General features: G+C 46.9%; 9 protein-coding genes. 2 read left to right on the forward strand and 7 right to left on the reverse strand.

The window, feature by feature from the left end:
• Nucleotides 1-9 precede the first annotated feature (9 nt).
• On the reverse strand, nt 10-3,984 hold the full coding sequence (locus tag B9N89_RS16675) for a hypothetical protein (protein ID WP_132320577.1): 3,975 nt from the start codon (nt 3,982-3,984) through the stop codon (nt 10-12).
• A 456-nt stretch (nt 3,985-4,440) separates the two neighbouring features.
• Between B9N89_RS16675 and B9N89_RS16680 the strand changes: the two genes are divergently transcribed.
• A complete protein-coding gene (locus B9N89_RS16680; RefSeq protein ID WP_132320579.1) occupies nt 4,441-8,385 on the forward strand; it encodes an ATP-binding protein in 3,945 nt (1,314 codons plus the stop codon).
• A 23-nt stretch (nt 8,386-8,408) separates the two neighbouring features.
• Here B9N89_RS16680 and B9N89_RS16685 read toward each other — a convergent pair whose 3' ends face one another.
• Nucleotides 8,409-9,626: a PAN domain-containing protein gene (locus tag B9N89_RS16685; protein ID WP_234996121.1), complete on the reverse strand. Its 1,218-nt coding sequence runs from the start codon at nt 9,624-9,626 to the stop codon at nt 8,409-8,411.
• Between the two features lie 50 nt (nt 9,627-9,676).
• A complete protein-coding gene (locus B9N89_RS16690; RefSeq protein WP_132320583.1) occupies nt 9,677-11,794 on the reverse strand; it encodes a hypothetical protein in 2,118 nt (705 codons plus the stop codon).
• A gap of 438 nt (nt 11,795-12,232) precedes the next feature.
• Here B9N89_RS16690 and B9N89_RS16695 point away from each other — a divergent pair, with 438 nt between their 5' ends.
• Entirely contained in the window at nt 12,233-12,415 is a 183-nt protein-coding gene (locus B9N89_RS16695; RefSeq protein WP_132320585.1) for a hypothetical protein, read from the forward strand.
• Nucleotides 12,416-13,167: 752 nt separating this feature from the next.
• Here the strand turns inward: B9N89_RS16695 and B9N89_RS16700 are convergent.
• The 4 genes from B9N89_RS16700 to B9N89_RS16710 form a co-directional block, all read right to left on the reverse strand.
• Nucleotides 13,168-13,611: a hypothetical protein gene (locus B9N89_RS16700; RefSeq protein WP_132320587.1), complete on the reverse strand. Its 444-nt coding sequence runs from the start codon at nt 13,609-13,611 to the stop codon at nt 13,168-13,170.
• Nucleotides 13,612-13,845: 234 nt separating this feature from the next.
• Nucleotides 13,846-14,286 (reverse strand): hypothetical protein, encoded by a 441-nt coding sequence (locus tag B9N89_RS16705; RefSeq protein WP_132320589.1) that lies wholly within the window; start codon nt 14,284-14,286, stop codon nt 13,846-13,848.
• A gap of 14 nt (nt 14,287-14,300) precedes the next feature.
• The gene (locus B9N89_RS31390) at nt 14,301-14,615 is read right to left on the reverse strand and encodes a hypothetical protein (protein ID WP_159455430.1); all 315 of its coding nucleotides are present in this window, start codon (nt 14,613-14,615) and stop codon (nt 14,301-14,303) included.
• A gap of 17 nt (nt 14,616-14,632) precedes the next feature.
• Nucleotides 14,633-15,187 carry a hypothetical protein gene (locus tag B9N89_RS16710; RefSeq protein ID WP_132320591.1) on the reverse strand — a complete coding sequence of 185 codons (555 nt, stop codon included), beginning with the start codon at nt 15,185-15,187 and terminating at the stop codon, nt 14,633-14,635.
• Nucleotides 15,188-15,325: the final 138 nt, after the last annotated feature.

A 15,325-nucleotide genomic window follows, 5' to 3' on the forward strand; every position in this document is an offset into this window, starting at 1 on the left:
CTTTGATAGTTAGTTAACAGCCTGTGGGGTGCGGAAGTAGAAGTGGAGTTTCATGCCGCTCACCTTCTGCCGGAAATTGTACCAATGACCTTGCGTGACCGTTGGATCAAAGCTGTCTCCTACATTGAAGTCCGACTGCGCTGGCTCCTCTACGTAAGGTAAGTAGATATACCAGTGGCCGCCTAGATAGGAGTTGTAGAAGGTCTTACTAGGAACGATGGTCCTAGATTCAGTCTTAAAGGCATCGCCAAGTAGGTTTTGGAAGCAGGCAGAGCCATTGCCGGTATGCCGTCCAAGCCAATCGGCATTGCCATTACGATCGCGGCAGAAGTCGACACTATCCACGTCTTCATTGCTAAAGTTGATGGATCGGGACTCTATGTTCTCTAAGAAGTCTCCTACTCCCAGGTCGGTAAGGCTAGTGTAGTCGATTCGTCTGAAGATCTCAGTATCATCGCCGCGGTAGGCATGCATCACAGGATCATGGCGCATCTGGACGGAGCCTAGTAGGTTACCGCTAAGGACACTGCTAAAGCCGTCATCGAAGCCGTCATCGAAGCCGTCATCGAAGCCTCCTTCATCGAAACCGTCATCGCCGAAGGAATCGTCATCGCTAGTAAGATCGTCCGTCTTTTGAAACGTGACGGCGACACCTAGAATTTTAGAGAAGCCTTTAGGTTCTTGGTTGCTACAGCGCATGATTGGTGCACCGGTACTCAACCTGATGGGGCCCAGAGACTGGTTGATGTAGGGTCGAATGTTGCCATAGAACGGATCAGCAATTACTGGCAGTCTCAGGTAGCTAGTGTACTCATGAAACAAGGAGCGAGCAATACTGCGCGAGTAGTTGGGATCTTGTTCCGTGACAAGATAGGGATTGTTGCTGTAGCTAGCTGCTTCAGTTGTTAGCTCATCCTGATTACGGAAAGCTAGATCGAAGTCAATCACCTCTCCAAGATCCATGTAGCAGTGCTGCAGCGAATCATCGATGGAGATGTCGGTCATCCAAAGCTTGTCAGCCTCTTCATCAAGGATGACGGTCAGGTTGAGTGCCGACATCATGTCATTGATATCTTGTTGGATTTCGTCCACGTCGCTATCCTGGTCGTCCATGGAAGCCAGGGCCTCGTCGATGGATTGCTTGAGATCCTTGTCGAGAAACTTGAGGCTGTCGTTGCTTCGGTTGAAGTGGTACAGAATCGAATCGTTGTATAGTTTGATCCAATGACGCAGGCGCTCGAAATAGTGATCCACATACATGCGACCTACTGTGACCCTAGCATCGGCGATTCTTTGGATCGCTGCATAACCTATATCGGGGTTGGCATAAAGTTGCTCAAGATCATCGGCAATGGTCATGACGTTGTCAACATATTGCATGGACCTTAAAGCAGTGCCAATGCGGTTATCCAGCTTGCGCAGCTCATGAGCTATGCGAACGAGTTCTTTTTTATCCAATTCATAGGAGATGCGATGATCGATTACAGGTTTGAATTTATCGATAAGCTCATTGGTCACCAGTGGTGGGTTATCCTGACCCTCCTCTAGGGCGAGCACCTCCTCGCGAAAAATTTTGAAGGCGGTATCATAGGGGTTTGCGCTATAGGCTGCATTTTGAGCGATCTTTTCAAACAGTGTTTGTGTGATCTGAGTGGTTTGGCCATCGCGTTCCACTTCTTTGACAAGCTCTTTCTCCAAGATCTCGACAATGGAATCGTAGACCGGTTGGAGGGATGTGAAGAACGATACTTCGATGGGAATCTCTACGCTGTCCGAAGCGCAGGCATAGGACTGACCTTGATCTTGACAAGTACCGTCTCTTCGCTCGGCGTCGTTGACAAGAAACACGAGCTGAAGCTGCTCACCGGTAGAACAATCATGATCATCGGGAGAGATGGAAATATAGTTGCCAGATCCGATTGCATAATGCTTTTCCTGCCGCCGTCTCTGCCCACCTGCGACACAGTACAGCTCGCCCATGAGCATGCCGACTCTTTGATCGCGGTAGCGAGCCTTAGGATGCATAAAGCCTAGAGCCAGACTAAAATCTGCTGACTTGCCGACATTGGCACCAACGCTTTCTCCTGAAGAGATACTTGCATCAAGCCCACCGCTGGCTCCGACAGAGCCGCCAATACCAAAAGCGCCAATATTGACATCAGCGGAGACCCCAACATTGATCCCCATGCTTTGGTCAAAACTCGCCGAGTTGTCGACTCCCGTGCTAACCCCTTCGCTAGTCGAGGTGATATAACCGTTCACATCAGTGATCTGCTGTCTCACATGGATTGGCATCTTAGGTTGAGGGATGGTATCCAGTTGACCGCAAAGGTCTTCCATTAGCCCATGAGCCGAGCCAGGGTAGGGAGGCATACTCGTCTGGATGAAGTCGTTGGCTGCATCGGCGAGACCAGCAACTCCTAGTCCTGCAAGAGCACCACCAGGGCCGGCGATAGCAAATAGTGGGGCGATGTCGCCACCGATCATGGAGGTCATATCGCTCACAACATTATCTGGCTCTTGTTGGTTGACATCGGGCCTTGCTCTGAACTCACAGATGGCTTCAGTTCCCATCGCAAACTCGTTTGCCAGAGCATGGTCAAATCCTTTGGGGCTAAAGCTAGAGGGCTTTGCTATGGGGTTCTGATTGGGCCAAGGATTATTTGAATCATAAATCGCGTTGCTTACGAAGGGAATCGCCTCCGTCGCTTTAACCTCGAGTAGGGTCTTGGTAGTTTTGGGTAGGTTGCTGAGGTGCACCGATCCCTGAGGAAGATCGGACTCGTCATTGTATTGCGTAAAAAAAGTCGCTTCATTGGTTCGTGGGGTGATTCTGACCCGGCGGCTCTCGACGAGCTGCTTAGGATTCATATTCCCGAAAATTTGCCTCATATCAGGGATCAGTTTGCGGGTTCTAGTGTCTTCCATTTGCTGAACGATCTTTTTTTGCTGGCAAAGAAGGAATCGTTTTTCCTGAAATAGAAGCCCTTGATCGCCTTCAGGCACGGCGTCTTCGTCACAGATATTGCTATCATCAAGACCATCAGCATCTATCCTGACGTCCGCTTCGAGCTGAGCTTTTTCTTGCCGCAGGCGATTGCGCTCTTGATCTAATCGGGCCCGATCCATTTCGGTGTTAAGTTTGTTTCTAATCTGTTCAGTACGGGCAAGAGTCAAACTTTCAACAGATTCTTTGTAGCGGCTAAGGTACTTCTCGACTTGGGTGAAGAGTTGGTCTGGTTCCGCGACAATAGAAACATATGGCACGTCGACAATATCAGACTCGGGACCGAGGCCAAGCATGATGCTTTGCATCCTGTTGTAGGCCTTTTTGCGGTAGGAGAAGATTTTATTGATCAGCTGCTCGCCGACCACATAGAGCTTGTGGCCCTGCATGTAGCCATTATAAAACTCGTCGTCATCGATGATATTGCCTTGGGCATCGAGCCCTTGCTTCATCTTCGAACGGGCAATTTCCATGATTTCGTGGGCTCGATTGACTTCATTACATAAGCCTGTGACCACCCGAGGAACTCGCGATGCCCGGCAGTCTTGGTCCCTGACTAGTTTGCTAATATCATCGATCTGATTGAGGTCTTGGGTGGCCTCACCCGTGTAAAGGTCGAGGATGCTACCATAGCGCAAAAGAGCATCACGGTACTTGTCTGCCGCTGCTTGTGGAATATTGCCTGCATAGTTGCATTCCTCACGATTGTTTAAACAGCGCTCGCGGGTGGTAAATCGCTCCCGGTAGTCCCTATTTTTGACACGGTTAGTGTTCTCACGTTCCATGATTTCTATGGCTTCTTGGCGCGATTTATCAGCTCGGGCCAAAGTCTCGTCGAGGTTCACAAAGATGTTGCCATTGGTCTCGTCGAGCAGAAGGATTTGCAGGATCTCATCAACCTCCATTTCAGGGCTGACAAGCGCGTTGGTAACACCACTGGGCAGTGGCTCGCGGCCTGTGCTGAGCCCTTCACCCATGAAGAGCTCGTTGCTACTCCTTTCGGAGGAAGAGGATGAGGTTTGGCTATGACAGCTGGCCAGGGACAGCAGTCCAAGCAGGACCAGTCCTTTGCGGGTTTTGTGTATCACTAGGTTTCTCCTAAGTATGTCTATATGACATTTGTTTGACTTACCATGGTCCGGGCCTAGGCCTTTCTCGAGGACGGGGCCAAGCTAGCGCTAGACTGAGAAAAGGGGGTAGCCTGCCTGGGCGAAAAATAATCTGCTGGTGCACAAAGAGCTAAGATTCTAAGATAAATAGAAAATTGCCTTCAATAAAACGATCTTTGCCCGTGAGCTGATGGGGCTGCTTGAGCTGGAGCTCGATAGTACAAACTGATTTGGTTTTAAGAATTGTCTAGATTTTGATGATTGGATATGTCATCCAAACAGTCCAATTTTCTGCTGGGTTGAATGACTTAGGATGGACCCACTGTGTTGCAATGCACGTTAAGAATCCGTATTCTGCTACTAGTTGCACTGTTTATTTCCAAGAGCGGCTTTGCTGTTAATAAGCCTATATGGCTTGGTGACCCCGAGCTCGTGTTCTTTGAGGAACCCCGGTACGAACCACACAACAGCTGGTCGGTGTCATTTTGGAATGGTCATATTCTGATTGGTTGCGGCCAAGGCATTGCCACATTTGATGGCCAAAGCTGGGGCTTGATCCCATCTCCGAACAATAGCAAGATCTTCAATACTTTAGTCCACAATGATCGCATCTATGCCGGGATGTTCGGCGACTTTGGTTATTTCGAACGCGATCAAAAGCAGGGTTGGAGGTTTATTTCTCTAGCCCCAAAAGACCTTGATATCGCCAGTATCTACTTTGTCACCAAGATTGGGCCCCGCATCTATTTTAATAGCAATAGAGCTCTTTACCAGATCGACGAGCGCGGTTCAGTTCGGTGGCTCGAAGCCCCACGGGCTCGTCGAATGATGAGCCATAAGAATGGCCTATTTCTTCACATCTCATCCCAAGGACTCAAAAAGTTAGATACTGAAACCTTCAAGTTAGAACTGATCACAGGGCCTCAAAAATTCAATGGACCGGCGGTTGAAGGTATGGTCAGTCTAGCCGATCAGGACCTTATCGTGACTCGCCTTGCGATTTGGCAGTCAGTACGAGGCAGGGCTTATAGCACCCTAGACTGGTGGGTCCCATCGGTCCCTGCTCCTGAAAACATCCAGGTCGCAAAGACTCTAGTCGGACAAGTTTGGGCCTTGGGAGCTGAAAATGGGATCTACGTGTTCGAGGGCACGGATTTAAAAAGATACATCGGCAAGGGACAACTCCCCAGTCCTCTGACTCGTGATCTCGGCTTGAGTCCCGAAGGTTTTCTATGGGCTGTCACCGATGCTGGTATCGCCAGAGTTGACCTCAAGCAAGACCTTGGCTTCTTTCCACCCAAACAGATCAAGCAAAGTATACTCGGTGCTATCGAGTTCCGTGGTGAGGTCTTGGTAGGTACGACCAAGGGTTTATTTGTCATTGATCACAAGCGACCGGAGCGCTACTACAAGCGCATTGCTCCCTCCTTAAGCTTCGTAAATAGTTTCTACCCCACAGCAGCAGGACTCCTGGTTCTCCATAGTCGCGGTGTCAGCCTAATCCGGGAGCTTGGACCCAAACTTAAAATGGATGATATCATCGATTCTGAGGTTTTCTACGAGCGAATCATCAAAGACCCCGGCAATGAGCGCTACTATATAACCAGCAATCTGGGGATGGAAAGGATATCGTACGATCCAGACGGTGCTAGTTTTAAGAACGATGGTATTGCTTCCGCGCTGAAAACCCGCTTCAAAACCATAGCCTTTGACTCAAAAGAGGAGATATGGGCCGAGAATCGCAAAGGTCATATCTTCCGGATCGGCCAACTGGATCTGTGGCCTAGGCCACAGATCACAAAGCTCGCGGTCCCGTCACGTGATTTAAGCCAAAGAATGGCACTTCATAAGATGGGAGATGAGCTTATCTTTACTACCAATAAAGGGGTCTATCGCTTTCGGCCCGAACTGAATGATCCCTGGCAAAGGCATCCAGATTTTAGTCCTAGCCTCAGTCAAAGCAAATTTCCTTTGGAAAACTTTACACCTTACAAAGATAAGTTTCTAGCTAGCTTGGGACCGCAATTAGGCTTTTTTGAAAAGAGAGATGGTAAGTATCAGTGGAACGAAGAAAGCTTCCATCACTTCAAAAATCAGACCGAAGTGGAAGCTATCTTTGTCGGTGGTAACGGCGACATCTTTGTCAGTTCATCGGAAGGACTGATACGGGTTCGGCCGCGCCCCAAGAATCGATTAGCCCCTCTTACCAAGCCTCGCCTGCATAAAATCTCCCGACTCGACCAGGAAGAGAGTTTCTTTGAAACAGGTAGAAAGGAAGCCTGGTTCTTTCCGGCGGAGGTGAACTCCCTTAGGTTCGAGATTCATCATCCTCTTCTCGAACGTGATGGCGTCATGTTTCGTTTTCGAATTTCTAGGCAATGGTCCAAGTGGCAGTCGGTTCGCAGTTTCGAAATTAATAACCATGAGCATGGCAAGTACACCTTACAGGTTCAGGCCAGGGATCGCTATGGCCGTCTATCAGATATAGGTGAGACTCGTTTCTCCATTGCAGCTCCTTGGTACCAGACATCACTTGCATACTTTAGCTACTTGCTGGCTATTGTTGTTTTACTCTCCTTTTTTATGGCTCAGTATTTAAAGCTTCGCACCCTTAAGCTTGAACAAGAAAAACAAAAGCTTGAAACGATCGTCGCGGAGCGTACCGCTACGGTGTCCGCTCAGGCTAAGAAAATCGAGGCCATCCACAAGGCCAAAAATGATCTATTTACCAATATATCCCACGAAATAAAGACGCCTCTTAGTCTGATTCAAGCGCCCTTGGAAGAGCTTCGCTCTCAGCCTATGGACAAAGATGATTCTGGCCACCTCTATCTAGAAACTGCGATCCGAAATGCCAGGCGACTCAGTAACCTTATCAGTCAAATACTAGAGATTCAAAAGCTTGACGACGGTCATCTGCCCTATCAGCCAGAACCATACGACCTGATTGTCCTGGCACGGGATGTGGTTGAGGCGTTTTCTGGGATGGCGTTTCAAAAGGATATCAAGCTTAGCTTTGAGGCTGAGATCGATAGACTGGCATTAAAGCTGGATGGCCGCAAAATTGAGTGGATTCTCTATAATCTCGTCTCTAATGCGATGAAGTTCACCCCTCAAAAGGGGAGGATAGATGTCCGTGTCGAAGTGATGGAAAATAGAGTTCGGCTCACCGTGCAAGACACTGGAAAGGGCATCGACTCTGATCAACAGGATTTGATCTTTGAGCGCTACTACCAAGTGCAACAGAACCAGGACTCGAAGTATGGCGGCACAGGGCTGGGTGTGGGGCTTGCGGTGGTTCGCGAGTTTGTCGAAATGCATCAAGGATCCATCAAGGTCGAGAGTCAGCTAGGTCAAGGCACTCGCTTTTTAATTGATTTGCCATTGATTCCAGCTAGTGAGCATGAAACTCTCAAAAAGCTAGAATGGACTCAATCTCAACATGCCATGACTAGACAAGAAGAAGCGCCCCAAAATACAGATGATGCGGATGTGGACCGTAGAAAGCTCTTAATCATCGATGATAATAGCGAGCTCAGGGCTTTTCTTAAGTTGCAGTTTTCAAGGCAATTCAAAATCCTTGAAGCACAAGACGGACAGGAGGGATTAACTATTGCTCGTGAAGAGATTCCTGACCTCATTCTAAGTGATGTGATGATGCCTGTGATGGATGGCTTTGAGTTTTCTAAACGACTGAGGGCAGATCCTGAAACGGAGTTTATCCCGCTTATTTTGCTGACCGCCAACGATAGCCCTGAAGGCCAAATGGAAGGACTGGGACACGGAGCGGATCATTTTATGACCAAGCCCTTCGCCATGGAAGAGCTTAGGCTCAGGATTCGAAACTTGCTTACCGGTCGCAAACGTTGGCATGACTACTTTCAGAAACATTTTGCCGTTAGCTCTGAAGAGCATGAGCCCCCCGAAGCTGAAAAGCCCTTAAGTGCCATCGCTCAAAAAATCCAGACCGCCATTCTTGAAAACCTGGGTGAGCCGGCTCCAGTCTCAGTGGTGACACTAGCAGAACTTCTAGAGTTGGATCGCACCAAGCTATATCGTCATTGCAAGACCGAATTTGATATGTCGCCAGGGGATCTTATTAAATCGATTCGGTTGGAAAAGTCAAAAGCCCTTTTGAAAGAAACGAGTCTGCCGGTCAACGATGTCTGCTACACGGTCGGCTTTAAAAGCGTGTCGCATTTTATTCGCTTGTTTAAGGCAAGTTATGAGATCACGCCCCTTAAGTTTCGGCAGATTGGGGAAGGGTAGCGCGTGACGCGCTACCATGAGGCTTATCGTGCTCGCAAGCAGATTATTGACATTCCAGCGCAATCTTCCTTGCGGCCATCACGATCTACACACGCGATACGCCAGGTTCTTTTACTAGTCGGTCGACTCTCACGAAGAGAAAACTGCCAGCTTCCTGATGAACCGTATCCACCACCTGATAGGACGGTCTCGTTAGTGTCACAGGAGCAGTCGTAGTGGCTCTTATATCCACTTATCTTACAGTCCTTCCAATAGGTTGATAGGTGTTGTGACTTAACCGTGCCGTCCGAGATCTTGCTGGTCCCGATGGCGTTGGGAGCGATTTGACTCCACCCTACGGCACTGTTAGCGATCTTGCTTGATGTTACCGCGTCATCGGCTATTTTTGACGAGGTAACCGCTCCCGTAGCAATCTCACTTGATCCAACTGCATTGCTTGCGATTTCTGAAGCACGCACAGCATTGGCGGCGATTTCGTTGAATCCCACAGCATTCGTTGCGATCTCCAATGTACCAACCGCTCCAGTGGCAATTTCAGAGGCTCCTACAGCATTTGCGGCAATCTCAGATGAACCGACAGCATTGTCAGCTATTTCGCTCGACCCAACAGCGTTACTTGCTATCTCACTTGATCCAACAGCGTTGCTGGCAATTTCAGAAGAGCCTACAGCATTCACCTGGATTTCATTAGATCCTACAGCGTCATTTGCAATCTCTAGCGCACCTACGGCGCCGGTAGCAATTTCGGAAGCACCTACCGCATTGTCTTTGATCTGAGTCGAACCGATACTGTTGGGAAGGTTTTTCGTATCCTCTAGATTCTTGACCTGCAATTCGAGTTTAGAGAGTTCACTGTCAACGAGAACACCACTCACCACACCCGATTGAGCTCTCTTGCTTCCACGAGAGTTCTGAAGTTCGCATTTTGCTTCGCTCTCAGTGTAGACAAAAATCTGGCAGTTAGTGGCTGCAATACAAATCTTGGCACATTGCTGATAGTTTGCAACGCCGTTTGTTGTGGAGCTGACCATTCCCAAGTACCTATTATTAGGCTCTATCCGGAAGCGGCTCGCCGATAGGCTCGTGTTTTCCTGGTCCTTGATACGGTTTTCAAGAATCTGCACGCGGGCTCTGGTAGTCGCGACTACTGAGTTTGAAGCATCAGTCTGAGCATAGATTCCACTGGTAAATGCAAGGGTTGATCCCAGAAAAATGGGGGCTAATTTAAACATGTTTTTCATTTTGATTTTCATAGTTTTGGGTCCTATATTTTGTGTTAGTTTGTCTGTGTTTAATTTTTCTTATCATTGTAAATCTGACTATCTATGGCTGATTGGATACTGAAGAGTTCGCTCTCTTCACCGGGTGCGGACAGATCAAAATGAACCTGTTGCACCTCGTTTGTCAGGTCATATAACTTATCAGAGACTAAGGTATCCCCGCGGCGAACCAGTCTTGATGCGGTATCATCAAGGGAGCAATCCATGAATCCATTTTCTGCTTGATTCAGTTCAAATGCCCTCTGAAAGCGAGCGTGGACGTCTTCTTCAGCAGCATCAGATGCAAAGCTATCAGCTACAAACAGGCGACTGAAATAGTAGGAACCAAGAGATAAAGTATCCAAACTCGGGGTGTATTCAAGGTCGCCCGAAGAGCCTGTAAACTCCGAATTTAGATAGAAGCAGAGAAGGTTTTGTGGGATAGAGTCCTTAGCACTGATGAAAATATTGTTTTCAAAGTCGTCATATTCTTGGGCCACACCATCAAGCATACCGTTGCTGAAACCGGTAGGGTCAAAGTCTTGGGAATAGTCTTGAGCGCTGACAAAGCGGGCAAGAACTTCCTTAAGCTCGATCCCTTCAATTGTTTGACTGCTAACTAGGTCAAGAGTCGCGCGATCATGAATCACACCCGCGAGACCTTTGTAGGGGCAGAACTCTCCTCCCTGGGACTGACCCTGGATGCAGCTCGATAACTCTGTGCTCGCAGTTTCATCAGCTTGAAGCAACTGGTCGTTTAAAACCTTGAAGCTGCCCATCACAAGGGGTGCTAGTAGCTCTGAAGCTTGTGGACAAGACTGCCACCTGCTCGAGCAGCCATCAAGAAAATCGACCAGAGCTGGGTCACCTTCTTCGGATGGAAGGTAAAACAAGTCACTGAGATCTTGAAAGTTGCGAACTACATTTACCGAGTTTGGATTCCTTTGCGTCCTTTCAAAGGGTCTTGAAGGACCCCCATCATGGTATGTGGGGTGGGAGCTAAGCATAACAGCAAGTTTTAGGCGTTCCTTGGGCGCGTCGGCCACCCAACGCCAAAATCTCAGCCACCGATTGGTAAAGGTTCTAAGAGACTCTCCTCGGTAGGATCCATTTTGCCCCTTGAGCTGATTCAGGTTGGAAACCTGCCACTGATCATAATCGATTTGAAGGTACGCCGCGGCGTTGCATTGCTGGTCATCACAGTCCCACAATCCACCCAAATCCATGGCCATGGCCATGGCATAGAAATCATCTTGACCAATCTGCTCTGAAAGCCACTGTTTTTCTGCATCGGCACCCTCTGACAATAGCGCTAAGACTCTCCATAGCTCCCGGTAGTGACCCTTGAACATGGTGAATATCTCGCTGTCTAGCTGGTCCCCCTCGAGGATTTCGCTGATGAGGTAGTTATGAATCACCCCTAACTCCGCGGTGTTCAAAAGACCTTCCTGAGATGGTGAGAGGGTTCTATTGTTTAGCACGGAGCTCAGTAGCTCGCGGTCGATTTGACCTTGGTCATCCCATAAGAGCTCGGTGTCTCCTACTAAAACCTTGCTAAAGATAATCTCACGATCAAGATCTGTGGCACCTTCTTGCAGAGGAGTGGTCATGGCCGTTTGATAAGAAGCAAACAAGGCTGGCAAGAGCAGCTCGAGGCGATCAAGCTGATCTTGGGTAAGACGTAAAGCTTGGCGTGAGATCACAGCATTAAGGAGCAGCTGGCGCCCTATTGTCTCATCAATGGAAAGCTTAGACCAAGAAAGGGATTGTTGGGCCTGAGGCCAATACTGGGGATAGGTCTCAAAGTATGCCAGGAGTGAAGCGATAAGCTCTTGCCTGGGAGAGCTCTTTTCTAGCTCGTCGCTAAGGCTAGTAATAATCGTATTATAGTCGGTCGTCGGGTCAAGATTGATCGCCCACTGCGCACAGACAAGCTGGTGCTGGCTTTGCTCACAAAAAGGAGTTTCATTCGAATCATTTGATTCTTCTGGTGACTCGATCTCTGTATCTGGGGGTGGCACAAAAATCTCTGGATCGACGAACACGGGTGGCTTGAATCCGCCAAAAACCTGTGCTCTTGATATGCTGCTATAGCATACTAAGCCCAGCCATAGCAGAACCCCTATAGCTCTGCCGTTTACAAATTTCATATCGGTCCCTCTTTCTTTGAAATTGAACATGTGGGCTTCACTGCGGGGGTGTAGTCCCGAGAAAAGCTCCCCGTGTGGGTTGGCAGGAATCTAGTCCAATGTGAGAAAAACGAGGTAGTCTGCGCGTGCGGAAAATATCCTCCTGGCGCATTCTTTAGTAAATATCTAATAGTATTAACTATTATAGTTTAAGATGTGTGAATGAAATGAGCATTGTTGGGGTAAAGCTCGGTTATTTTAGAGACAGAGAATGCTGTAGAGATGGTGTTCCTCCAGTGATAGACCGCCAGGTTGTTTGCTTGGAAATTGGGAAGTAATATTGATGTTAGTATTATTTGTTTTGACGCATTAAGGCCCTACTTCAATGCATGCCGACATTCGGCAGGCTTGTAGCTGGAAGGGAGACACTGTTCTACAATACAAACGTGGAGTATGACAATGTTCCTCTATACTGATGGTAGTGAAACAACAGCTGCAAATCGTCCCCACCTTAGCTCCCCTAGAAATAGAGGGCAAAGCCCCAAGTCTGCCCTGACCTCTGGAATCCATCTTGATTTTCAGAATGCCAGCGCTACATTTTTTTGGGTACTTAATCGCAAGGACTATAGAGCTTTTCTTTGAAGGTGAAGTGGCTTGATGTGGACCACGTGCAATATTGCAGTCTGAATAGTAGCCGACAGAATGAGAGTCTTCGAATTAAAAAGATGCCATCTTTTGGATCGTATGAATTACTCGATACAGAGGAAGGGTCTCCAACTCTTTCTTAAGCAATCGTTATAAATAACTGATATTATTGACTTTTGGTGCCCGGGGCCGGACTTGAACCTTACTGAAGGTATAGGTTATGCCAAGGGTTTGGTCCAGTGGAAAGCTGGGACAGAATTCCCAAGTGTCGTTATCTCAAGACTTGATCCATGTTTTCTGCAATAATTTCAGTGTTGTAAATAAAGGATTTAGCCGTAAGGTGTATTTTACAAAGCACTTAATCGGCTGAAGCTTCAAGTAATAGCTATTGATTCTAGTTGATTAGTGGTTGGTGTCGCTGTAGTTCTACGAATTTCAATGGCGAGAACGGAGAACTCCTAGAAATCTGCGCTGATTTTGATTTCTAATCGCGTTCTAAAACCTAACCTTCTCAAGAAAACCCGGAATAAATCTGAGGTGGCTTCTTGACGAAGCCTAGTTGGGTCAAAGAAGTTGGCTTTGGCTTTAACTGAGAGAGCATGGAGAAAAGTATGACTCTATCTTCGATCATTAGGGATGAGATTTGGACTAATCTTCCCTGACTCTCTGAAATATTCTAGAGCAAGTTTCATCTTGTTTACAATCAACCTGGAACATTGCCCATACTGTCGGAGCAAGCTAGCATTCACTCAAATAGAAACCTTAGAGCAACTTCCGTCTACAATATTGCCCATCAATTCAACACACACGAATTTGTACACTATTTCCGAATACCATAAATCAAAGCTCCAATACTTAAATTCACATTGATTGAAACTGAGTCGCTCTGATGAGACAAATAGATAATTCGCATAGATTCCTTCACCTGCTTCTATAGAACTTGGTATATGAAAAGCCTGTACACCGTTGTTTATCCAGACTCCATTTTTATTCTGACACTTTGGAGTTACTCTAATAGTATCACCAATGAACAAAACAGGTAACTCTTCAACAGTCATTGTACTGTTAAAACGGAAAGAGTTAGGCGATAGAACTGTTAGCGAAAAATCATCTATTTTTAAACCTTCTTCTTGAATAGAAGTGCAAGACATAGCGTTCCAAGCAAGTAGAGCAGTTATAAGGGGTCTTTTCATTAGTCTGTATACCTATTAATGGGTGATATATGTATGCCAAGGAGTGCTTTGCACATCCCCTAGGCTACTTTCGGCGGAAAGCTAGCCTTTAAGCGTGAGAGTTTTCATATCTAAGTGAGCTTAACCTCAAAGGCCTATATGCCCTGTTTTGTTGACTGTTTTGAAATCAACGCTGTTCTTATTTATTTGCCAAGCTAAATCGTCGGCCATTTGCTTCGGTGTCTTTGCGCCAAGTTACTTAATGCCATTTTTTCTAAAATCTGCGATGGTGATAGAGTTAACCTTATCAAATCGCAATTTCCCGAATCTTATTGGTTTTATAGATTCAGCAATATCTCCAGCTAATTTGTCAAGTTTGATAGGCTTATCAGGAACTCCGATCAACCGATAAGGGCCTCCATCTTCATCTGAATCAAAAGAATAGATCCCTCTTTCTGCTAACTCCTTCCAGATATTTGGTAAGCCATCTGATAGCTTAGGTGCAAAAGCAGCTGAACTAGTCACACTTTGAGATTTCAATCTATCAATCATCTCATCATACTTGTCCGTATCCTCAAGAAATGCAGCAGGTGCGAATCCCCCTCCTGCTGTGCTAAAAAGTGCAATATTTCCAATTTCATCACATGCTAGCCAATCATACTCAAAGCCTAGTATTTCATCTGGAGTTTTCTTCATCTAATAATCCTTGTTTATGGGCCACTCTTATATTTGGTCTTTGGATCTGGGAAGGCACCTCGCCCATACGTGGACTCGCAATTATTACAAACCTTTACAGGCTTGCCTGTGCGAGGTCTTACTGCTGTTGTAAATTGAATATCCTTCGGATTTCCCAATGCTGCGGCACAAACTTCTTCTGCACACCCGCGTCCACCTCCACGGTTGGCAGCAGCTGTCACGGTACCTTTCGATGGGGAATACGCCCCTACAACAGTCGCTGGAGGATGTCTAGATTTGGCTAAATCAGCCGATAATGCGTCCCTTGCAGCCTCCGCTTTTCGGTGCAAACCACTATTTGCGCCAACTAATCAACTGAAATCTCTGAAAGTGCTTCAGTCAATTCTCTTTTAAAATCTCTGGATGCTTCTCTGGCAATCGCCTCCTGTAGCTCTGGCACAATTGTTCTAAACTTTTCCTTCAGTGACACCACCAATTCAAGTGCTTTAGAACGACAGTTTGAACTTGTATCGAGAATTTCCTTCATATAAGTCTCTATACCAGCAACTACCCTATCCCTAGTGCCTTGCTTGATATATATTTTGCACCCGTCATAGACACAAATCTCATCTTCTGGAGCATATCCATTGGCTATTTCAAACAGCAAATCATAGACATATTCTCTGCCATCTATGATTTTGGAATCTAGTATTTCAATCAGGAATGGCACAACAAAATATGCCGACTCGTAAAGGTCAGATTGAAGCACCACATGGTTGTCAAGTTGCCAGTATGCTCGCTCTCTAGTTTTAGAGTCAACTGATGTTAGATCCCTGATTGCACGGGGTACTTCTGAAGCAGTTCCTGAAGCAGTCTTTAGATTACTCCAGTCAATTTTTTCTATATTTTTTAGCATAACCATACCTATTGTTCCGGTCCATACTTAGATGTGCACCTATCACACCTAGGAATTCTTTGCTGTGTTCTTGGTCGAATTACCTTCGTAAACTCAATATTCTTTGGATTTCCAAGCGCTTCTGAAGCTAGATCTTCCGCGCAT

The organism is Pseudobacteriovorax antillogorgiicola (genome assembly GCF_900177345.1).
Lineage (GTDB): Bacteria > Bdellovibrionota_B > Oligoflexia > Oligoflexales > Oligoflexaceae > Pseudobacteriovorax > Pseudobacteriovorax antillogorgiicola.